Source organism: Halobellus sp. GM3 (assembly GCF_052545375.1).
This window is the reverse complement of record NZ_JBQWLT010000015.1, coordinates 23,398-44,992: the sequence shown is the minus strand read 5'-3', so window position 1 is coordinate 44,992 and position 21,595 is coordinate 23,398. Positions and strand designations below refer to the sequence as shown.

General features: G+C 55.7%; 17 protein-coding genes and 3 pseudogenes. 9 read left to right on the top strand and 11 right to left on the bottom strand.

Annotation, left to right across the window (positions count from 1 at the left end; translation table 11 throughout):
• The first annotated feature begins 41 nt into the window (after positions 1-41).
• From ACT3HL_RS16660 to ACT3HL_RS16650, 3 genes and pseudogenes are all read left to right on the top strand, one after another.
• Positions 42-1,283 (top strand): annotated as a pseudogene (locus tag ACT3HL_RS16660) (RNA-guided endonuclease InsQ/TnpB family protein).
• A 276-nt stretch (positions 1,284-1,559) separates the two neighbouring features.
• The gene (locus tag ACT3HL_RS16655; protein ID WP_445087881.1) at positions 1,560-2,585 is read left to right on the top strand and encodes an AAA family ATPase; all 1,026 of its coding nucleotides are present in this window, start codon (positions 1,560-1,562) and stop codon (positions 2,583-2,585) included.
• A 200-nt stretch (positions 2,586-2,785) separates the two neighbouring features.
• The gene (locus tag ACT3HL_RS16650) at positions 2,786-2,980 is read left to right on the top strand and encodes a hypothetical protein (protein ID WP_445087880.1); all 195 of its coding nucleotides are present in this window, start codon (positions 2,786-2,788) and stop codon (positions 2,978-2,980) included.
• Positions 2,981-3,229: 249 nt separating this feature from the next.
• Here ACT3HL_RS16650 and ACT3HL_RS16645 read toward each other — a convergent pair whose 3' ends face one another.
• Positions 3,230-4,087 (bottom strand): DUF7504 family protein, encoded by an 858-nt coding sequence (locus ACT3HL_RS16645; RefSeq protein WP_445087879.1) that lies wholly within the window; start codon positions 4,085-4,087, stop codon positions 3,230-3,232.
• Between the two features lie 236 nt (positions 4,088-4,323).
• Here ACT3HL_RS16645 and ACT3HL_RS16640 point away from each other — a divergent pair, with 236 nt between their 5' ends.
• The gene (locus ACT3HL_RS16640) at positions 4,324-4,575 is read left to right on the top strand and encodes an ArsR family transcriptional regulator (protein ID WP_445087878.1); all 252 of its coding nucleotides are present in this window, start codon (positions 4,324-4,326) and stop codon (positions 4,573-4,575) included.
• Between the two features lie 121 nt (positions 4,576-4,696).
• On the opposite strand, the gene ACT3HL_RS16635 is transcribed toward ACT3HL_RS16640, so the two are convergent.
• Together ACT3HL_RS16635 and ACT3HL_RS16630 are read right to left on the bottom strand one after the other, a co-directional pair.
• A complete protein-coding gene (locus ACT3HL_RS16635; protein WP_445087877.1) occupies positions 4,697-5,170 on the bottom strand; it encodes a hypothetical protein in 474 nt (157 codons plus the stop codon).
• Positions 5,163-6,035, bottom strand: coding sequence for an AAA family ATPase (locus tag ACT3HL_RS16630; protein ID WP_445087876.1), 873 nt, complete (start codon positions 6,033-6,035; stop codon positions 5,163-5,165). Before ACT3HL_RS16630 ends, ACT3HL_RS16635 begins: the two co-directional genes overlap by 8 nt.
• Positions 6,036-6,536: 501 nt before the next feature.
• Between ACT3HL_RS16630 and ACT3HL_RS16625 the strand changes: the two are divergent.
• Positions 6,537-7,185, top strand: a pseudogene (locus tag ACT3HL_RS16625) (MarR family transcriptional regulator).
• Between the two features lie 352 nt (positions 7,186-7,537).
• Here ACT3HL_RS16625 and ACT3HL_RS16620 read toward each other — a convergent pair.
• A complete protein-coding gene (locus ACT3HL_RS16620) occupies positions 7,538-8,050 on the bottom strand; it encodes a zinc ribbon domain-containing protein (RefSeq protein WP_445087875.1) in 513 nt (170 codons plus the stop codon).
• A 1,800-nt stretch (positions 8,051-9,850) separates the two neighbouring features.
• Between ACT3HL_RS16620 and ACT3HL_RS16615 the strand changes: the two are divergent.
• Positions 9,851-11,422: pseudogene (locus ACT3HL_RS16615) on the top strand (type B DNA-directed DNA polymerase); the annotation flags it as partial.
• Between the two features lie 453 nt (positions 11,423-11,875).
• Here ACT3HL_RS16615 and ACT3HL_RS16610 read toward each other — a convergent pair.
• Positions 11,876-12,508, bottom strand: coding sequence for a transposase (locus tag ACT3HL_RS16610; RefSeq protein ID WP_445087874.1), 633 nt, complete (start codon positions 12,506-12,508; stop codon positions 11,876-11,878).
• A 134-nt stretch (positions 12,509-12,642) separates the two neighbouring features.
• Positions 12,643-13,497 (bottom strand): hypothetical protein, encoded by an 855-nt coding sequence (locus ACT3HL_RS16605; RefSeq protein ID WP_445087873.1) that lies wholly within the window; start codon positions 13,495-13,497, stop codon positions 12,643-12,645.
• Between the two features lie 1,213 nt (positions 13,498-14,710).
• Between ACT3HL_RS16605 and ACT3HL_RS16600 the strand changes: the two genes are divergently transcribed.
• Positions 14,711-16,159 (top strand): AAA family ATPase, encoded by a 1,449-nt coding sequence (locus ACT3HL_RS16600; RefSeq protein ID WP_445087872.1) that lies wholly within the window; start codon positions 14,711-14,713, stop codon positions 16,157-16,159.
• 480 nt (positions 16,160-16,639) lie between these two features.
• On the opposite strand, the gene ACT3HL_RS16595 is transcribed toward ACT3HL_RS16600, so the two are convergent.
• Positions 16,640-16,963 carry a hypothetical protein gene (locus ACT3HL_RS16595; protein WP_445087871.1) on the bottom strand — a complete coding sequence of 108 codons (324 nt, stop codon included), beginning with the start codon at positions 16,961-16,963 and terminating at the stop codon, positions 16,640-16,642.
• 137 nt (positions 16,964-17,100) lie between these two features.
• Between ACT3HL_RS16595 and ACT3HL_RS16590 the strand changes: the two genes are divergently transcribed.
• The gene (locus tag ACT3HL_RS16590) at positions 17,101-18,024 is read left to right on the top strand and encodes a MarR family transcriptional regulator (RefSeq protein ID WP_445087870.1); all 924 of its coding nucleotides are present in this window, start codon (positions 17,101-17,103) and stop codon (positions 18,022-18,024) included.
• A gap of 37 nt (positions 18,025-18,061) precedes the next feature.
• Here the strand turns inward: ACT3HL_RS16590 and ACT3HL_RS16585 are convergent, their stop codons facing one another.
• The 4 genes from ACT3HL_RS16585 to ACT3HL_RS16570 all read right to left on the bottom strand — a co-directional run bounded on the left by ACT3HL_RS16585 (position 18,062) and on the right by ACT3HL_RS16570 (position 20,132).
• Entirely contained in the window at positions 18,062-18,496 is a 435-nt protein-coding gene (locus tag ACT3HL_RS16585; RefSeq protein ID WP_445087869.1) for a PIN domain-containing protein, read from the bottom strand.
• Positions 18,497-18,748: an AbrB/MazE/SpoVT family DNA-binding domain-containing protein gene (locus tag ACT3HL_RS16580; RefSeq protein WP_445087868.1), complete on the bottom strand. Its 252-nt coding sequence runs from the start codon at positions 18,746-18,748 to the stop codon at positions 18,497-18,499.
• A 65-nt stretch (positions 18,749-18,813) separates the two neighbouring features.
• The gene (locus ACT3HL_RS16575; RefSeq protein ID WP_445087867.1) at positions 18,814-19,227 is read right to left on the bottom strand and encodes a PadR family transcriptional regulator; all 414 of its coding nucleotides are present in this window, start codon (positions 19,225-19,227) and stop codon (positions 18,814-18,816) included.
• A gap of 104 nt (positions 19,228-19,331) precedes the next feature.
• A complete protein-coding gene (locus tag ACT3HL_RS16570; protein WP_445087866.1) occupies positions 19,332-20,132 on the bottom strand; it encodes a hypothetical protein in 801 nt (266 codons plus the stop codon).
• Positions 20,133-20,268: 136 nt separating this feature from the next.
• Here ACT3HL_RS16570 and ACT3HL_RS16565 point away from each other — a divergent pair, with 136 nt between their 5' ends.
• The gene (locus tag ACT3HL_RS16565) at positions 20,269-21,498 is read left to right on the top strand and encodes an RNA-guided endonuclease TnpB family protein (protein WP_445087865.1); all 1,230 of its coding nucleotides are present in this window, start codon (positions 20,269-20,271) and stop codon (positions 21,496-21,498) included.
• Positions 21,499-21,595 lie beyond the last annotated feature (97 nt).

Below are 21,595 nucleotides of genomic sequence, written 5' to 3'. Positions count from 1 at the left end.
GATGTGCTGAAACAGTACGTCGAAGACCAGCGGGAGAGCTGATGTACTACGCCTACAAGTACCGACTCAAGCCGTCCAACGCCCACCGCGAGGAGTTGGACCGCCACCGCGATATTTGTCGGCAACTGTACAATCACACGCTCTACCGTCTCAACGAGTACCAAGACGAACATGGCGAACTGCCGTCGATGACTACGCTCCGGTCGGAGCTGCCCGACCTCAAGGAGTGGTGGGACGACCTCAAGGACGTGTACTCGAAGGTTCTCCAAACCGTCGTCGAACGGCTGTTCGACAACCTTAACGGCCTCTCAAAACTCAAGCAGAATGGCTACGGCGTCGGTCAACTCAATTGGAAGTCGCCACGGGAGTTCCGCAGTTTCACGTACAGTCAGTCTGGCTTCAAGCTCGACAAGAAGGGCGGTCAGACTGTGCTGTCACTCTCGAAACTCGCGGACATCCCGATACGGCTCCACCGCGCCATCCCCGACGACGCCACGCTCAAGCAGGTCACAGTCAAGAAGGAACCGACGGGCGAGTGGTTCGCCACGTTCGGCGTCCAAATGGACCACGAGCCACCCGAACCGCCTGAGAATCCCGAGAAGTGTGTTGGTATCGACGTTGGGATACTCACGTACGCCCACGACACCGACGGCACGACAGTCGGGTCGCTCGAGCTCTCCGACGAGCGCGAACGCGTAGAGCGCGAGCAACGGAAACTCTCGCGCAAACAGCACGGATCGAACAACTACGAGAAGCAACGGCGTTGAGTCGCAGAGTGTCACGCCGACCTTCGACGGAAGCGCGGCGACTTCCTACACAAACTCTCGACGTACTACGCTCGGGAGTACGACCTCGTGGCGGTCGAAGACCTGAATGTGAAGGGGATGATGGAGTCGCCATCGAACAGCCGCAACACGGCGTCGGCGGCGTGGCGAACGTTCCTCTCGTTACTCGAATACAAGTGCGAGCGCGAAGGAACGCATTTTGTCGCGGTGAACCCGAGAGGGACGACGAAGGAGTGCGCGTCGTGCGGCGTTTCGACGGAGAAGCCGTTGTGGGTCCGTGAACACTCCTGTCCCGCCTGCGGGTTCGAGGCAGACAGGGACGCGAACGCGGCGTGGAACATCCTTTCTCGCGGTATACAAGATGTAGGAGTGGGACACTCCGAACGAACGCCTGTGGAGAGTGCGCTCCCTGTGGACACCTCCGTGTCTGCAAAGCGCGTCGTGGAAGCAGGAAGCCCTACCCTCAAGGAGCGAACGGCGTCAGCCGGGAGCGAGTAGGGTAGGGTAGGGTAGTTCACAGTCGAAGTGTTGTAATTGTTAGGGGCATTGTTCCGAAGAGTTGATTGAAGCAGACACCGGGCGCTGGTAAGGACAGAGAACACACAGGGTTTCCGGAGGGTACTCGACTAATTCCGGAAAACCACGTTTTCCACAAAACGAATCGCGTTACAACGCGGGAATCACCACAGACAGAACGGGGGGAATTGAATCGTTTCCGGAAATACCCCGGTCACGTTTTTACTACTAGCCAGAAAACCAGTCTATCAAGCAAAGATGATCCGCGATGCTCGCGTCCTCCGGGCCGGGTTCGTCCCTCGAGAAGTCGAGCATCGCGACGCCGAGGTCAATCACCTCTCCAGCGTTCTCGAGCCTATTACAAACGGTGAACCCGCTGACACCGCTATCGTCACCGGGCCCAGCGGCGCCGGCAAGACGTGCATCTCGCAATTCGTCACCGAACGGCTCCGCGAAGAGGTCCTCGACGTCGAAACCACCTACGTCAACTGCTGGCGGAACTACACCCGATTTCGGACGCTCTACCAGATCCTCGACGACCTCGGCGCCACCATCGACATCCACCGGCAGTCGACGCCCCACGACGAACTCGTCGATCGCCTCCAACAGCACGACGGCCCTCGGACGGTCGTCATCCTCGATGAGGTAGACCAGCTCGAAGACCCGAGCATCATTTACGACCTTCACAGCCTCCCGCAGTTCGCGATCATCTGTATCGCGAACAAGGAAGAGGAGCTGTTCAGCCGCGTCGACGAGCGCCTCGTGAGCCGCCTGCGCTCCAGCGAACACGTCCGGATGGACAAGTACCACGACGAGCAGCTGTACGATATCCTGAGTGCGCGGGCGAAGTGGGGGCTCGACGAGGACGTCATCACCGACGACCAGCTCTACCGGATTGCCGACGCGGCCGCTGGCGACGCCCGCCTCGCAATTGGCATCCTCCGAACGGCGGCCGGCAAGGCCGATCACGAGAACTGCGAGCGGATCACCGACAACCTCGTCTTGGACGCCGCCGAGGATGCCCGAGCCCAGATTAAGCAGAAAAGCCTCGACTCACTCACCCCGCATCAGCGGATTGTCTATGAGATTGTTCGCGAGCACGGCCCACTCGGACCGAGCGAGATCTACGACCACTACTCCGAGGAGGTCGATGACTCCCGGACGAAACGGACAGTGCGGACGTACCTCTCGAAGATGGCGCAGTACAATCTCCTCGAAGCGGAGGGCACGAGCCGGGACCGGGAATACTCGCTCGTCGATTCGGCAGCTGCGTCGCCGACATAGAAGAGACTAGCAGGTAGGCGGGAACCGACAGGATAGCCTTTGCTTTGGATGCCATTTAGGAATCCGCCGATGCGGGCTTCAAAAGCAATATGTACTACAGACCGAGTGTATAGTGTACCTTGTCAAACGCTCTTGTCGTAGAGAGAATTGTGTATTCGAATGCCAAAAGACAAACATCGCTTCTCCCATACCATCAGGTAATGAGCGAGTCAAACGACACGAGGCCACAAATATCAGTTGCAGTTGTAGATAAGACACACGCGAACGAAATCCCAGACAATATCGACTCTGAACTGTATACGACAACGAGGCCTGAGTCATCGTTGGTTAAGTTTACGGCTGACCCTGACGGCGAGCTGTCAGAGGCACTCAGACGAAACGGATACGACGTATAAACTAATCTACTCGTAGACCGATCTACTAGCTGTCTCTCTTCAGATTGTATGACAAACTACTAGGACGACAACAGAGCGTAGTGAACTACCCCACCCTACTCGCTCCCGGCTGACGCGGTTCGCTCCTTGAGGGTGGGGCTTCCTGTTTCCACGACACGCTTTGCAGACACAACGGTATCCACAGGGAGCGCAGTCTCCACAGGCGTTGATTCGGATGAAACAGCTTGAGATTTCCCGATATTTGAGCGTTCAAATCGAGACTGACAACCGCCCGTTCGAATCGAACTTGATCACGACATCGAATAGCGGATCAAGAGTATCGATCGTCCGTTCAGCAACGACCGACGCATCACACTGCACCTGCAAGACTGTGTCAGTGGCAGCGACCCGTCCGATAAGCAGGTGGAAAAACCGAAACAGCTGTGAGAGCGCTGTTGCGTCAAGAAATGGTGCAAGCGCGTGGATCCGAACGACCGAATTCGCGCCAATTGTTTCCCAGACGGCCAGCTGGTCGCTCAGCCGCTGGCCGAGCGTCGAGAGATCTCCACAGTCGGCGATTCTCACGAGCTGTTCTTCGGTCAGCGGATGATCGTGACCGCTTCCGAGTCTGTGCCGCGGCGCGAGCTGTGCGGACACTTCGTCAGACCCACAGACGAAAATCGTTCGTCGTGTGTCGGCCGCTGCGAATTCCAGTTCTGGTTCCAGTTTCGGTTCTGGCCCCGATTTGTCATCGTCGACAGACCCGGTACTCGAATCCTTGGCGAGCACCTCGAGCCACGCGCGGTGATCGGTCGGACCAGCGATCGTATACGTCGGCCATTCGATGTGCTCAGCGCTGTCGACTGTAGTTCCGACACAGAGGACGCTCGTCCCGGGTGCAATCGTTCCATCAGTCGATGCCGGCGTCCCGTCGACGGTAATCGTCCCGTCACTGTTGAAATCGATACGATATCCCTCGTAATCGAAACCCGCTGTAACCGAGGGGCGTTCTGTATCGGTGAGCAGTTCTTTCAGCGCATCCACATCGATAACGTCCTGCAGCGGGGAGAGCGTGGTTTGTTCGACTCCCTCGAGCCACGCAACCGTCGTCGCGACTCGGGTACTCAACGGGGCGTCTCGTCCGGAGGGCCTGAGAACAGGCTCAGTTTGTGAATCCATCGTCTGTGTCTGGGTGGTTGTGAATGGTCGATTGCCGGCAGCGACGGTCCGACAGCAGCACACTGCACATCAAACGGTGCTGGTATACGTCTTTATACTTGAATCATTGACTTGTTTGTTTCTACTGAGCGGTCAGTATATCCTATTATATACGTTTCCCCTGATGGGTCCGAATCCGCTACGTGATGGGCGGACTGATCAGCAACACCAAGTTACGAATCTTACGACAACTGCGGACGGAACCGCTGCACGGCTACGCACTCGCAGCCAAGTTGGACCTCAGCCACGGGTATATCTATACGCACTTGCGCGAACTCCGGGATGCGGGGATGATCGAAATTGCCGCCGAACGCGACGGGAAGAAAATCTACCAGCTTTCGGAGAACGGCCAGTATCTCGTGAAAGCCTTCGACGACGAGGAGGTATCAGATTCGTAGGTCCTCCCTCCCTGAAATATGGACTGGATATCGTCGATCGCATACGAGTTGCTAGAAGCGATACCGTATTATTTGCACTTCCTGCAAGCTATATGCTGAAGGAAATCGACCGAATCCGATGCTAGTCGTTCGTAGCTTGCTCGCTCAGCATGTCCACAACTTCTTGGACACGTTCCTCATCAGCTTCGATCCCACGCTCCCGGAGGATCCGGAGGGCGACCTCATCACCGTAGTCCGCAATTACCCGGAGACACGCATCTTGAAACTCTCTTCCTTCAAATTCGGGAACATCAAACATAGAGCACGCGGCAGTTACCGATGATCGCATCCGAGTGACGCCATTCCACGTCTCCTCCCGGACATAAAAGCCGTGCATATCGGTCTCGTCAAAAGGGAAGGCAGGTCCGTCCACAGTCTCTTCATCCTGTTCAGGAGCGGACTCAGTCTCCGACTCTGTGTCCTCAGTAACGATCTCTTCATCCGGTTGCGGTTCATCTTGGGTGTCAGTACGTTCGTCGTCGTCCGATTCGACTCCTTCCTCCGTTTGTTTGAGCTGTTCAGCGACGTCCCCGAAACGGTCGTCCTCATTAGGCATAGCTGTGTTCCTCCACGAGGTCCGCCAAGTGGTCGAAATTCGTGATCTGGTCACAATCTTCGTCGAACTCCGAGACCGGCATTCCTTGCTTGAACGCACGAGAAATCACGGTCCGTTCGCGAATCCCTGGCTTCGGGATACTCTCGACGGTCTGTTCAGAATCGTCGAGGGCGCTGAAGATCTCCGGGTCAACACGGGCATACTCAGGGACGAACGAACCGAACTCTCGGTTGAGGTTTTCAACGAGAGTCCGATGCTCGTTGTGTTGTCCCATTGTTTCGCGAATCATATTCGGAGTGACTGCGAGGATATCTAACCCGATATTCTGCCGGATTGGGGAGATCTGGCGTTCAATCATCTTATTGAGGCCGTTGATCGAGCCAGCACGCGGGATCAGCGGGATTATGACGCGCTGGACGGCAATGAGGGCGTTGTCGGAGAGTTTTCCACGGCCGCCTGCGGCATCAATTATCACGTAGTCGTATCCGTTTTGGATGAGCGGACCGACGACGTTCCGCCGAAGCTTCACATCTGCGAATCGTTCGTCCTTCAGCCTCGTCTCGACATTCTCGAGTTCGTTACTCGACGGGAGGAGGTGAACGCCGAAGTCCGTCTCGATAAGCAGGTCTTCGGGGTCTTCACCATCGATGAGGGCGTCACCTAGGTTCGCATCTCGGTCGTACGCATCGTCGTACCCAAGTTGGGTCGTCATATGTCCGTCTTTATCCAGATCCAGTAGTACCGTCTTATGACCGCGAGCAGCGAGTCGGTCAGCGATGTTGAGCGCGATTGTGGATTTTCCTACACCCCCCTTGAGCAATGAGACAGCTGCTCCGGGGAGTCCCTCAAACTCGTCAGCACTCATAGGTCAGTACCCCAGCCATAGGCGGATTTTGCACAATTTGTGGATGATTTGCATTGTGTAGATATTGTAAGTTGCCCACATATCGTTAATAATGTGAGTTTTGCCTTGCTCATACGCGGCTAATGAAGTTCGCCCACCTTAATTCTGTGTCAGACAGATTGGGTGCGTTATTCACACAATTTACATTTTGTACATTATCTAAATGGTGTCAACAATCCTCATTTGCTCTGATCCCAGCAACCATACGTGACCTACACAATTTGCATTATCTGCATTTCACACGCAATCACCACAATTACCGCTACCACCATCAGGCGCCAATGAGCGCAATACATGCAATCCGCATTGTTTACATTATCCAAATTATGCAGATAGTGTGCGATATCGACATAGTCCAGCCATTCAATATGAGAAACCAGAGTGGTCCAGCTCAGTCGGAGCCACTCTAACCGGGCCTCTAGTAAGGCTTTTAACTGTTACCGGATTATTGGTAACCATCAGGTGTACGAAGTGCTCGACGACACGGCGGCGCAGGTCATCCTGTCCATCGAGAGGGGTGACTCCATCCGTCGTGTCGCCCAACACCTCCACACGCCGTACGAGACGGTGAGACAGGCCGTCAACCGTCTCGAAGACGCAGGCTACGTCCGCTATGATGACGGCCTCTCAATCGTCGATGACCGCGTGAGAAACGCAGCACGAGAGCTCGTTGCTGCCAGCGCCGGCGTCAGTCCACCATCCATCGAGGAGGCCTACGTCATCCCGCAGTTCGGTGACTGGCCGTTCGCATTCACGCGGATCGACGCCGTCTACGTGTGGACCCAGGGCGGCTACCAGGTTCGGTCGCGAGCCCGACGACTATCCACTGTTCCTCGCTGTTCGTGAGCAGGACGTCGACGCCTGGGAGACATTTTTCGAGTGGTTCGACCTCCCGACCGTATTCGAACGACAGCCCCGAGACGAGTTGGACGGACCGCTGCAGATCATCCTCGAGCCACGCGCGTCACTCGATATCGAGCACGTCGAAGGGTACCCGGTGATCCCGAGAGCAGAGACAATCGAGTATATGCGCGAGAACTACGCCCAGTTCCAGTCGGGGCTGGCGATGCTCGACCGGATGTACGAGGATCTGAATCTCGGCGTTATGTGACCTCAGTGCCGTCTTTGAGATCGGCGCCGCCGTCGCTCAGGGTGATATAGAGCGCAGTACTGCGCTGGTGGAGGTCAGTAACTTTGCCGATACAACGGACACCGTGGAGGGGCACCGTCACCTCGTTGGGAGATTCGATATGTCGTTCAGATGTGACACGCTGAGAACCTCTCCCGCATCGGACTCGCCTGCCTGCCGTTCAGCATCCGGTACCTCCGCCATACACGTCTACTAACTTTTGAACAAGATCCTCAAAAAGCTATCTTCGTGCTGAGTATACCACCTCAGCAAGGGAATCGTAGTAGGAAACGACCCAACTCTCAACAGATCATATCGCTTGTGCAGCGTAGAACTACTCCGATAGCTCTCCGTCGTCGAGTTCCTCATTCGCGACTTCGATCAGTTTCTGCAGTCTATCGTCGAACTCGTCCTCGAACTCCGTATGTAGTGTGTCATCGTACATTCGAAGAGTTCGCCCTAACCCAATCGCAGCAAGCCATTCTTGGAACTGGTTATTATTCATATCATCAACCGACTTACTCAATGCATTCGTGTTTGACCCCGTCGCCCAGAGCTGAAGAAGATCGAGGTCGTTGACCATCGCAAGACGAGCGAAATCCGCAAACGCGGCGCTCACCTCTCGAGAGAGTTGGGTATAGGAGACAGAATCTCGGTCAAGTTCCTGTTCACCGCCTAGTAGTTCATTGACGTACGAGAGCGAACGCAGTGACAGAAATCCATCTCTATCGACCGCCATTGGTGGATCGCTCTCCGACTCTGCAATCTCAGACAGTACTTGGCCACAGGATCCGCAGTAGTGGTGAACCGCCTTGACTTGGCTCCCACAATTCGGGCAGTAGGGCATACTGTGAGCTACGAGTCAGAGGTACTGAGGCCTTGCCGGTTTGGGAGACTGCCGTACGAATCTGAGAGGCTTCCTCCTAGTTAGAGCTGTAGCGGAGTGGACTTGGTGAGCTTCTGACTCGAGTACCTCGATCCATCTCACGCACCGGGACAAGGTTATTTTGTCCGTTCTGTCAATACCGGAGGTATGGTTAATCTGGTTTCAGTAGGGGAATTCAATCTCGACGAAGGGGCCCTCCACGCGGCTGTCGATACGTACCACGATTTCAAATCGGCTGATGAGAACCAGAGAAATCGGAATCGAGAGGTTCTGAATAGCGACCATTCGTGGCTCAATCAACGGGACCTGACTGCGGACACGGTATCGGAATATACGTCGGAACTGAGAGAAGCAACGGGAAATGATCACCCAATTCTGTCCGAGGAAGACTTCGACGACCTGGAGGCGAAGGTAGCTGACGACGCTGGAAATTTCGTCAAGGACCTGGTAGCGCTATTCGAAGATGAGAGTTCACTCGAAGATCGCATTGAGCGATTCAGAACGAATCAGGATATAGATCTCACGGTCATTAGTGCTCTCTTGACGACTTCCGACCCCGACCGATATGTACTGTACGACGAGGAAGGCTTTGAGACGCTCATTCGTTACTTCACTGGGTTGCACAGTCCCGATCTCGGCAATCTCCCTGTCGGGAAAAGATACGAGCTCTATCGGGACTACTGTTCAACAATCCAGACGGACGTTTTGAGCGAGAAACTCGCTGACGCCACGCTCCAAGACGCTCAAGAGTTCGTAGGTACTGTAACGCACTCGGCGGAATGTAGATACAATTTCATTCTCAGATACCTCTTCAGACACACTAGCCGGTTAGAGGAATTCGAGGACCAAACCTCTGTGTTCCTCGACGAAATTCGCACGCTACCACAGACATTTCTCAGAGAACAGCTTGAGGCGTACGAAGGACGCCAGAAAATAGCCAAAATCCGGTACGATGTGCTCGATGCCATCCTTGACGGTACATCCGTAGATATCGACGAAATCGCCGCACGAGAGAACGCAAACCACGAGAAGAACATCATGAACTCGTGGGACGACTACAAGATCCTCGCTCAGATTTACTACAACTATGTCAAAGACCGTGTAGAGGCGTACATCGAGGATTTACTCGATTATCTGCGAAACGAGCTGGACGCTGACCAACTGTCTACGCACTACGTCACCTACCAGGGGGCAACCAACATCCCAAGTACTCGCTCGTGGGCTGTTCTGTATCCGAGCGTTCTCGGAGATCACAAATCGGCATATCAACTGTACATCTATTTCTATCCCAACGAGATTGAATACGGGACCGATAACGGGAGCGACGTCCCTCGAAGGGAATACGATGACGAGTCGTTCGAGTCTGAAGACGAAATATCGATCCAGAACGTGGTCGAAGCGTACAGAGAACGGTTGGACACGTTCTGGAGATGGAACGAAGAACTGATCGAAGAACCGGACTCCGCAGAGTACGACGAGTTACCGTGGTTCGAGACCGTCGAAAAACATCTCCAGCGCAAGAAACAGATCGTTTTCCACGGCCCGCCAGGAATCGGGAAGACCTATGGAGCGCTCAACTTCGCCAAGTGGTGGATAGACAGGGGGCTGGACGAGCAAGACCACTTCGACGACGCTGTCGAGGACCGCCTTCGGATGGTAACGTTCCATCCGACGTTTTCGTATGAGGATTTCATCGAGGGGATAACGGCGAAGACCCGTGACGGCGACCTCGTATACGAACCCGAGGCTGGCGTGTTCAAGGAGATGGCTGAGGACGCCGGCGTCGACGACTTCTCGCTGAGTCGGTGGCCCGATATCGACTACCAGCAGCTCGCGAGTCGGTCGACGTACTCGAGCTACGGCCGCGTCGGCCACTCGCCGGCGCGGTACAACGTGCCTAGCCGGGCGATCATCGACGAGTCGAACACGTTCTTCTACGGAGAGACGAACCTCGACGGCGTCCTCAACCTCGTGTCGCGCTCGAACAAGCCCGTCCAAGAGCTCGCGTGGGCGTCGATCGGGAACGTGCTCACGGCGATCCAGATCTGCGAGGCCCACGACCGCGGCGTCCTCGTCCCGTGGAACTCCTGGCGGCACGAGTTCTACAAGCCGATGGGGACGCTCCACGACGCCGACCGTGGCGGCTTCATCTTCGCCCCCGAGGTCGGCCTCCACGAGAACGTCCACGAACTCGACTTTTCCTCGTTGTACCCGAACATCATCTGTACCAGAAACGTCTCACCGGACGTCATCCGGTGTGACTGCCACAGCGACCGCGACGACGTCCCCGGCCTCGGGTACTCGATCTGCGACAACCGGGGCTACCTCGTCGACGTGTTACAGCCGATCATCGACGCTCGCGACGAGATCAAGGCGGTCATCCGTCGCGAGAAGGAACGGGACGACCCCGACGAGGACCGACTGGCAGAACTCGAGGGGCGGTCGGGAGCGCTGAAGTGGATTCTCGTCGCCTGCTTCGGCTATCAGGGGTTCGGCAACGCGAAGTTCGGCCGTATCGAGTGCCACGAGGCAATCAACGCATTCGCTCGCGAGATTATGCTGACGGCGAAACAGCGATTGGAAGCTGGCGGCTGGCGCGTCGTCCACGGCATCGTCGACTCCATCTGGGTGACGCCGGACCCCGACGTCGACGACGAGGACCGCGAGGACCTCGAGACGCTCGCGGCGGAAATTACGGACCGCGTCGAGATTCGGCTCGAACACGAAGCCCACTACGACTGGGTGGCGTTCGTGCCGCAGCGCGAGAGCGACGCCGGCGCGTTGACGAAGTACTTCGGGAAGGTCGCCGGCGACGACGACTTCAAGGTCAGAGGCATCGAAGCCCGGCAGCGCTCAACCCCGCCGTTCATCGAGAACGTCCAGCGGGACTGTCTCGAACAGCTCGATGCCACGCGGTCCCCGGACGCGGTGCTCGGACGGCTCGAACGAGCAATCGGCGAACTACAGGCAGGCAACGTAGAAGTAGAGCGGCTCGTCGAGCGGAACCGTGTCTCCAAGCCCCTGGAAGGCTACTCACAGAATACACAGAACGTGGCCGCCTTGAAACGGGCTCGCGAGCAGGAACTGGCAGTCCACCCGGGCCAAGATATCGAGTACATAGTCGTCGACGACGAGAAAAGCTCGCGAGAACGGGTCGCGTTGGCTCACGAAGGCATTGAATCGTACGATGCGTCGTACTATGAGACGGAACTTATCCGAGCTGTCGAAAGTTTGCTGTCGCCGTTGGGCTGGAATCGATCGAAGATTCGTCGAGAACTTGCGGAAACACGGGTGTCAGAGTGGACAGCGTTCGCAGACACGAAAAATGACTAACCAACACGAAAAGAGCGGTTGGAGTGGACTTATTGATTAGTTGGGACTGTCTCTTTCCTAATAGGCATACGGTTCCTATTAGGAAACAGTGTGGAGACGCTGGCGGCTCACTATCGGGTTTCGACTTCCGAAACGTCATATTTTGTCTGCCGAGTGAATTCATCGCTTCCTCTCGTGATATTGTATTCCCCTATACACTCCCTCCGCTCAACGAGGGGGGCAGCTTATGGGACGTTGCAAGGCTAAAACCCGCCCTTCACAGTAGTTGCCGAATCAGATTCTGCTCCGCGCTGAGCAAGCCGTTGAGATCGGAGATTTCGCCGTCGTGTCGAATTGCTCTATGACAGATTCTCTGAGAGAGCGAGGGAGCGCCGCTGGCGCGGCGCTCCCGAGCGATGCCTCTCCACAACAGGGCGCACTCACCGGTCATCCCGGTCGGACTCGAATGCGTATTCAGCCGTAGTCTGTCGAGGGAACGAATCTACGGAAGATTCGTGTTGAGATCAGCGGTGTTTTTGGAACTGTGTCAGCTGAAGCCAACACGTTGGCTAGCACCCAGAGATTGTACAGCGAAACCGCGAACAGAAAGTAGAACAATCGCACCGAGAACGTCGGCGACGACGTTCTCGGGAGAAAGTCACCGATCTGCCGATACGAGGTTTCGATGCCCCAGCGGCGGCGGAACACCGCCGCGTACGCCTTCGCTGTCGCCGGATCTACATCTAAGCTTGTTACGAACCAGACGTGTTCGTCTTCGATTGTGCGGTGCGGAACTGCGAAGACTGTGACGTCTACCGACGCAGTTGGTTTTCGCTTTCGTCGCATCGTGTACTCGTCGGTGACCGTCTCAGCGCCGGCGCTGAGACGGCCTTTCATTCCGCTACCCGGTCGCGCACGCACGATGTAGTCAACACCCACCTGCTCTAACTCCGCAACGACGTGGACTTGGTAGAATCCACGATCGAGGTAGACGTGTCGAATTGAGACGTACTCACGCGCAGTTTCGAGTAAGGAGCGAACGGCTTCGTGGAGCAGTGCAATATGCCGACGGAGTTGACCGATATACGGCCGTGTGGGAGGGAACATTCCCGGATTTGAGAGTGTGGGTGCCTCTGACCTCCCACTTCCGAAAGGCAGGAATGGTAAGTGGTAGTTCTTTTGAATTAAGAAAGAGTGGTGAAGAAATCCGATTTCGTACCGGCGAGACCACTGCCACAGCTTCAGAACGGTTGGTTCGTACGTTCTCGGTCTGAGTCTAAATCAGTGGGGGTCGATGGAGCAATATCAGCGAAAAATTGCATTGTTGCGAAATTCAAACCGAGACCGATGAAACCGCCAGCGAGAATACCAACCAAGAGACCAAGGGCGGGCACGTTCACGACGATTCCAGTCGCCACTGGAGACACAACGAACACGAACAGCGAAAAGCCGATTGCATACGTGAGATACGGCCCCCCTTCGATTGCAAGCGCATACGACGCCCGAGCTGCGTCAACGAGTCTACCATCTCGAAGGACGATCAGATACGGCGTTCCATAGAAAAGGTATGCCACGATCAGGAAGATCCCCAATGCTGGGAGGATAAGCAAAAGCGCTGCACCGCTGAGACTGCCAGTAAGTGACCCAACCCCGAACACTCCCACTGCCAGCGGCACTAACACGAGATATGGAATCGCCGTCAACACTAGAAACGAGAGGAAGTACGTACGACTATTCAGGAGAAACGCGTATGGCTCATCGTCGAGGGCATTACTGAGACTGCCGAAATACCCAGCTTGGATTGCCGCCTGAGCGATCACCAAGAGAGGGACCGTGAGGAACACAAACGGCAACAGCTCGATCGGCAGCCCAGTATTCACGGACACACCAGAATTAGGGACACTGACGAACTGCCACACAGTGATGACCGAAAGCGGCAATCCGAGTTTGAATCCGATGTGACCGCCATCGAATGTGGTGATCGCTGTGATCTTGTTCGTATCTAACAGCGCGAACAGGATCGGAACGAGTACCAACAACAGATGCTCACTCGCACGATGCAGTCCCTCCGAGAGGCGCGCGAAAAAACTCGGCATTAGTGTCCCTCCCCAGATGCTATCGGGGCGTAGACGTGAGTGGACGAAGTTCGTTGAAAGATCGGGGTTTCACGTCGATGTCGTGATTTCGACGAGATCGGAGCGGTCACAGTATTGCGGGGAATCATATGGCCGTTCAGTCAGATAGGATTGTAGTTAATCCCTTCTATGACTCAAAAATCTGCAGAATAACGGATCTGATCCGCCCAACCGATAACCGATCAAACACAGGACGTCGCTGCGTTGCAACGTGTGGACCATCAAGATCTCTCCGTCCATCGCAGAGAGAAATTAGAGTACATTGTCGTCGACGAGGATACCTAGGTCGGTCGCATACACAGCAGGTAGGGAGTTCTGAACTGATTGATTAATGTGTGACACCACCTTGACCGGAGTAATGAGTCGTACAGCGGGCAGACACTCCTAGCAGCACGGGATGAATGCTCCCGTGTGATGAATTAACCAACAAGAGTAGTGGAAGGAGAATATGTTGGTTAAACCCGAGGGGTGAGACTCCAAAACCAAAGTACAAGAGACCCCAACTGAGGATAGACACACACCTCTATCGATGTGTTCAGGTTGGGAACCTCTGTTTGACGAAAGGCATTGTGTACAAAAGGATATCAGCTACCTCGAACAAACAGACACCCCTCTATCGATGTGTTCAGAAGAAGCAAGGCCTCCCTGCAAAGAAAACACACTAGAGAGGCAAACGGAGGATAAGGAAAGATCCGCGAAAATACAGTGAGAAACAGTGATTTTAGTATGGACGAGGCTGAGACCACGTAGATGAGTTTCTCTCGTTGGTGAGGCATAGCAGAAACTCAAAAGAACACATCGATAGAGGTGTGTGTGTGTGTTTGTGTGTAGAAAGAAAAAGAAGAAAAGAGAAAAGTCAAAATACCCTAAACCGAGTGTACCGACGCGCACGCTCAACAACCGTGTTATCGGTTATAATCCGTCTTTCTCACCTCGACCACATACTCGTTGCAGTCCGAGAGTAACCCCCCTCGATATTTATCGAACACATCGATAGAGGGGTGTGTCTCTTGCTGCACTCGGCTCGTGGACAACACTTCGTTGTCCGTCCCAGAATATCGGCCCCAAAAACGTCAGATCCTGATGAAGTACCCGTATTGGCCACCTGTATCAACAAAATACACTTCGATAGGGGTGGGGAACCTTTTTGTTCTCCGGTTGTATGGTCGTCACTATGAGGACTCACGATTCTGATGGCTCCACGCCAGACTCGGATCCATCGGAAAATGAGACCACGACGGACGCGGATCTCGTATCTACTTCCTCAGACACTGACCTGCCCTCCCAGTCGTCAACTCGTCCCTCCGCCGATCCTGACCAGGCGACGGAGTCACAATCCATCGAGGAGATGCTCCTCGAATTCGACGAACAGGATGGACTCATCCGGGATCGGTCACTCCTCGATCCAAACTACATCGTCGCGGAGGACCGAATCGTCGGTCGTGACGAACAACTCCAAGAAGTCACGAAGATGCTCCGGGTCGCACTTGGCGACAACCGCCCCCCGAACCTCTTCCTGTACGGTCCCTCCGGAACGGGGAAGTCGCTTATCACGAAAGCCGTCTGCAAAAACATCAGTCGCATCTGCGACTCACGGGATATTCAGTTCGGCACGATCGAAGTCAACTGCCAAGATCTCGATACACTCGGCGTCGCGGTCTATGAACTCGCACAGCAAGCCGCAAACGAGGCCGGCGTCGAGGTCGAAGTTCCGAAACACGGCGTGGCGACGAAAGAGAAGTGGGATGAACTCTACCGCATCGTCAACGAGAACTTCGATTCTGTCGTCTTCGTCCTCGATGAACTGGATATGCTCGTTGGTCGCCGGGACAAACAGGAACCTGCGTTCTCCCGATTGCTCTACCAGCTTTCGCGGGCCGGTGCCGCCGACGAGCTGACTGCGTATCTCTCGGTGGTGGCGATTTCGAACGACACAAAGATGATGGAGGCTGTCGGCAGTCGTGCCTTAAGCTCGTTTACGCCTGAAGACGTTCATTTCGACGACTACGATGCGAACCAACTTCAGTCGATCCTGCGCCGGCGCCAGGATGCCTTCCACGACGGTGTCGTTGAGGACGATGTCATCCCGCTTGCAGCAGCGTTCGCTGCACAAACGCACGGTGACGCACGAAAGGCGATCGACTTGATGCGTGTCGCTGGGGAACTCGCTGAACGGGAGGGTGACGACCGTGTTCGCGAAGAACACGTCCGACAGGCCCAAGATAAAGTCGAAAAGAATCGGGTCCTCGAAGTTGTCCGTGGGATTAGTACACAGAAGAAACTCTGCTTGTACGCGACGGCAGCTGTTGCGTCCGAAACGAAAGATGGCACTGCACGAAGCACGACTGGGTATCGGGTGTATCAGTACCTGACCGAATCGATCGATGCAGACCAGTACCAACAGGAGTCGTACGTGAACAAGATGAAGGAGCTCACGACGTACTCCTTGGTCGATTTCGAGCGCCGGAGTCACGGGCCCAGCTCGGGAATGTTCCTCGAGTTCCAGTTTGGTGAACGACCAGAGACCATTTTGGATACGCTCCGTGAGGATTCACGTCTCAAGATGGTCTCCGACGACGGAGTGACGTCGGTGGTGAGAGCACAACTGCGAAACGAAACCTGATAACCCACATCCTTTGGCATTGAGTTTGCTCCACCCACCCCTCTATCGATGTGTATTCGGGAGAGATACACATACACTCCGATAGGGGCTCTCTTCTTCCTGAATTGTGATTCAGTCGATAGGTACAAACCGGCTACCACCATACACCTCTATCGAAGTGTATTCACTAATTAGAGGGGCTAAACAATTGGAAAAGCAGAATAATCTAATCTTACTTTCTGCGTGTAATATCGTAGTTCCGCACACAATTCGACGCTACAGATTCGCTGTGGGTCTCTGCTGATCTCACACCTCTATCGATGTGTTTGACCTGTTACTCCGACGGAACACACCGTTATCGATGTGTTCTCCCCGAATAGAAATACACCCTTCCATCGAAGTGAAAAACAACAGGTTGGGTGCTTTGATTTCCATTATTTGTTTTATTTCGGAGACAGGTACCTTCGAACGGCTGGCTATCCGGCTAAGATGCCATTTTGTCTATTCATCTGGATTCACGGGGGATCCGTATTTTGATTTGACACGATTGCCGTCCCGCCACTGCCAGTAGTAGTAGCGATTGTCGTTGATTTCCTTGATCGTGATCGTCGCTTTGGAAGGGACGTCGTCCGGGAGCTCGTCTGGTCGCTCTTCGACCTCTTCTTGATCTGTCGACTCTTCGAGACGGGCCTCTCGTTCCTTGTGCTCGGCGAGCGCTTGAGCGTATGTCGCAACGTCTCGGAGCTGCTCCGGCTCCGACTCGTTGAGCGTGTTGACGATCTCCGTCGGGAGGTTCGCCGGTGGGGCCGGGGGTTCGTAGGACATCGGCTTCTTTCTGTTAACCAACACAATCCGCGAATCCATAGGTTTGTTGGTTAAGACGATGGAGACGGTTATCGCGATTGCTGACTGTAACACTACTCGAATCTTATTCATATCCAAGTTTCGTACTATGTTACACCGTGCTCCGGCGCATCGAACTCAAGGTCCTCGCCACGGTCGACCGCGGCGACACGATCTCCGAGCTCGCGGCGAAACTCGACCACAGCGAGAGCTACCTCTCTCGTGCCGTCGCCGGCCTTGTCGAGAAGGGGCTCGTCTACACGGAACGCGACGGGCGGCGAAAACGAGTCGTCCCGTCGGATGCCCGCTCCGTCGAACGCTACCAGGACCTCGTTCGACAGTACTCCCACATCGACTTCCCCGAGCTACTGACCGGCAAGGCACTCGAGGTGTTGTACTACCTCGATCAGCCGCGAACCGTCTCCGAGATTGCCAACCGGAGCGATAACTACCGCAACACGGTCAACCGTGTCCTCAAACGGTTTCGCGACCGTGGGCTCGTCGGAACCGTCGACGGCCACTACGAGTTCAACGCCGACTTCGACCGCCTCCACGAGTTCGCCCGTGAACTCACACATCATCTCCATCGCCAGCGCCTCAAAGCCGTCGTCCCGAAAGGTACGACTCTCTGGGAGGACTACGATGAATTCCTCGCCCAGACCGAGACGGAGATCGACGCAGAGGCGTTCCACGAAACCGGCCTCGCTCGATTCGCGGCCTATGACATCCAGTTCCTGCTCACCGACCACCGCTACTACGTCTACTCCGAGGACCTCGAGGCAGTCTCGCCGGCGGAGCTCTGCTGTCACACGCTGCTGATCGACGACGGCAGCCGCTACCGTTCGTACTGTCTCCTCTTGCTCAGTCACGTCGACGTTGACGAGGACGACCTCCGAACGCAAGCTGCGAAGTACGACCTCGGAGACGAAATCGATGCCTCGCTCCGCTACCTCGAGACGCACAGCGAGGTTGACGATGCACAGCTCCCGGAGTGGTCCGATTTCCAGCAGCTGGCGGCTGACTACGAGGTGCGACTAGCCTGAGAGCGAACTCCGTCGCTAGCCGTGGCGTCTGCCAGCGTCAATTCGGATCGTAGGGATTCGTTGCTGTCTCGAGTCGATAGACATCTTCGATAGCGTCAAAATAGTCGTCAAATGCATACAGGTAGCCGAGCCCCTCGGTTTGCATATACGCGACAATGCAGGCGTCGACGAAGGAGAGGGGTTCGTGTTGGCGAAAGAGGGCCTTCCCTGTCGCGATGGCGTCGGTGGTGAGTGAGTCGATGTGGAAGCGGGCGTTTTCTTCGATGCGATCGAGTAGATCGACGGCTGCGTCGTGGCCGGCGTGGGTCGTGAGACCGTTGAGCGTTTCCGCGAGCACGTAGTCGAGGACGACTGCCTCTGGAAGCGTTCCCTCGTCGATGCCGTGGAGCACGGGAAGTGCGGCATTGTGGGATCCATCTCGCCGGTATGCGGCGGCAAAGAGGACTGTCGTATCGATGAGTGCACGAGGCATTTACTCGACGTCGACGCCCCAGGCGTCGTGATCGATCGTGGCATCAGTCGGCTCCTCACCAGCGTAGCCGTCGAAGTCGGCGAACGTACCCATTTGCTGTTGGATGACGTGGACCCGGATGCTCCCGTCGTCTTCGAGATGCCAACGGAGCTGATCCCCGTCGTCGATATCGAGTTCACGTCGAATCCGGGCGGGGATGTTTGCCTGGTTTCCAGACACCTTGCTTTCGGCGTCAATTCTGTTGCTGCTCATATTTCCCGGTAGGTGACGGACTGTGAAAACCTAGTGTGCCGCCACACTATCTCCAGTATACACGCTTATTCTTCGTTCGGCCGGGGCGCGTTCTCGTACTTGACCATCTTCTCGGGCTTGTCGGAGATAGTGTCGTAGATTTGCTGGAGAGTTTCCTCCGCGGCGAGCAGGTTGTGCTCCTCTAGGAACTCCCGTCCCTCTTGGGTGAGGCCGTAGAACTTCCACGGATAGCCCTGCCGACGCTGGTCATCGTCCAAAGCGACCTCCGTGACGATGCCGGCGTCGATCAGCTTCTGGATGTGCTTGTAGACGGTCGCATCGCTCACACTGGGATTGAGCTCCTCGAGTTCGTACATCGCTGGGAGCTGTTGGGGGTGAGCGAGAATATCGCTGATAAGCGAAAACCGTGTTTGCTGTGTAATGAAGTGGATGACTTCCCGTGGTGTCGTGTCGTCGCCGACACCCGAACCAGCCTCCATGACGATATATTCGACCGGGCGTGGTAAAGTAGTTTACCCGAGAGTAAACCACCGAGCCGACTCACTATGATGAGTGTATCGCTAAGCGAGTAGGGTAGGATAATTCAATGTTCCCCACCCTCTTCCCACTCCGGACGTGGTGTCGGGGACGGGAGTTCGTCAACCGCAGTTCGAAGTTCGTCCCCTGTCGTCCACGGGAAGCACCGTTCGTGGAGTTCGAATTTACGGAATTTGTTGAGATGGACCCAACTGTACGTTGCCGGCTCTTCGTCCTCATCTACCCGGTCGTCGATCACATCCCACACCTCTTGTTCGTCGATGTCGAGACCGCTCTCTTGGGCGCGATCAACGAGCGACTCGACGTTTGCTTGGACTTCATCCGCCGACAAATCGTCTGTGAACGCTATCTCAAGGGCGGCCTGAATGACGTGCTGTGGCGAGTCAAGGTTCTCGTCAGTCACCCACGCGTAATCACGTGGGAACACGTACGACTTGTCGAAATACGGCGGGTCATCGATCTCGCCCAATTCAGGTGCCTCCCCACCACTCTCCTTCTCGAAGACCCCAACGATGTAGTCGCTGTACGTCGCGAGCAACGAAAACATAATATCGAACGTATTGAGGCGGTCAGTCGGAAGTTCGAGGAGATCACCCATAATGAACGGATAGGCACCGAGCTGCTTCGTGAGTTCGTTCTGGACGGCGCGAAGCCGGCGGATATAGGGGTCGCGATAGCTCCCCAAGATGAAATACGATGTCCGCTGACTCCAGAGATACGGCAGTTCACGCTGGGTGAACCGCCAGATTTCCCGTTTCTCTGCAGGCTCAAGTTCGATGCCCCCGACGGCCTCGTGAACAACGGTCATAATCTCCCCAGCGTCCGGCGGCGGGCTTGGGTCGGTCATAGTGGGTCAAGGTGGAAACCCACCCCTTCAGGGGTGGGAGGAAGCCGACACTTGTGAACGATACACCCTGCGATAGCAGACCGACTCCCGCATCGTTGATTAATGTTTAAACACATGATACGTGTTGTGATGTTGTATGGAGGTCCGTCGCACCGTTCCCGTCAAACTCGCCGTCGACGAGAGCGAAGCGGACCTTCTTCACGAGACGATCCAACAGTTCCTCGACGCTGCGAATTACGTCGTCGACGCAGCCTACGACGGTGAATGGGTTGAGACTCGCAAGAGCGTCCTTCACGACGAGACGTACAGCGACGTCCGCGAGCGAACGGATCTGCACAGCAACCACGTGCAGTCCGCACGCGACCGTGTTGTCGACGCCCTCAAGAGCGTCGTCGCAAAGTGGTCGAAGGGTGAAACTGCGTCTCTGCCGACATTCACGGCGCTGTTCTGTGAGTACAACCACCGAAATGCCACGTTCGACGACGACCACGCGACGCTCTCGACTGTCGATGGGCGTATCACCGTCGGTTATCAGTTCCCCGACGAAAACCATGACACGCCCCACTCGGAGTACCTTCTGAATGACGCGTACGAGACGACCGGTGCTACGCTCCATTATCGCAACGGCTCGTTCTTCCTCTATGTCCGAACAAAGGCGGACGTGGACGTCCCCGACCGACCCGAGAACGGAACGGTTCTCGGCGTCGACCTCGGGGTCGAGAACATCGCCGTCACCTCGACGGGGACGTTCTGGAGTGCAGACGAGCTCAACCATTGGCACCGCGAGTACGAGAAGCGCCGTGGCTCGCTCGGACAGTGTGGAACGCGCTGGGCGCACGAGAACATCCAGTCCGTTGGTCGAACGGAAACAGGGCGATTCGAGCAGCTCCTGCATCGTATCGCGAACGAGATCGTCGAGGAAGCCATCGAGTACGAGTGCTCGTACATCGCGTTCGAGAACCTGACGAACATTCGCGACCGGATGGGTGGATGCAAGAAGCTTCACTCGTGGGCGTTCGGACGACTCTTCGACTGCGTCACGTACAAGGGCGAACCCCACGGTCTGATCGTCGAGCAGGTGAGTCCGGCATACACGGGCCAGCGGTGTTCGACGTGCGGGTTCACGCACGAGCTGAACCGCGCGTCCCAGGAGTCGTTCTGTTGTCAGGACTGTGGGTACGAGAACCACGCGGACTACAACGCAGCGAAGAACATCGGACTGAAACTCCTTCGCAACCAGACTGGGGGCAAGGGAGGCGCACCCGTAGGTGTGCGCTTGAACAGCGGGATGGTGAACACGAACGGGGTCGTTCCCGTACCGGATTCGGTTCGAGTGGGAGTCCATGCTGAAAGCCCACGGCTTTAGCCGTGGGTTCGCTTACTAGCTGCCGATTCAAACCTCACCACCTTATCACTTCTGAATCACTTTGGCTTTTCTCTTTTTAATCAACTTGGACAACCCT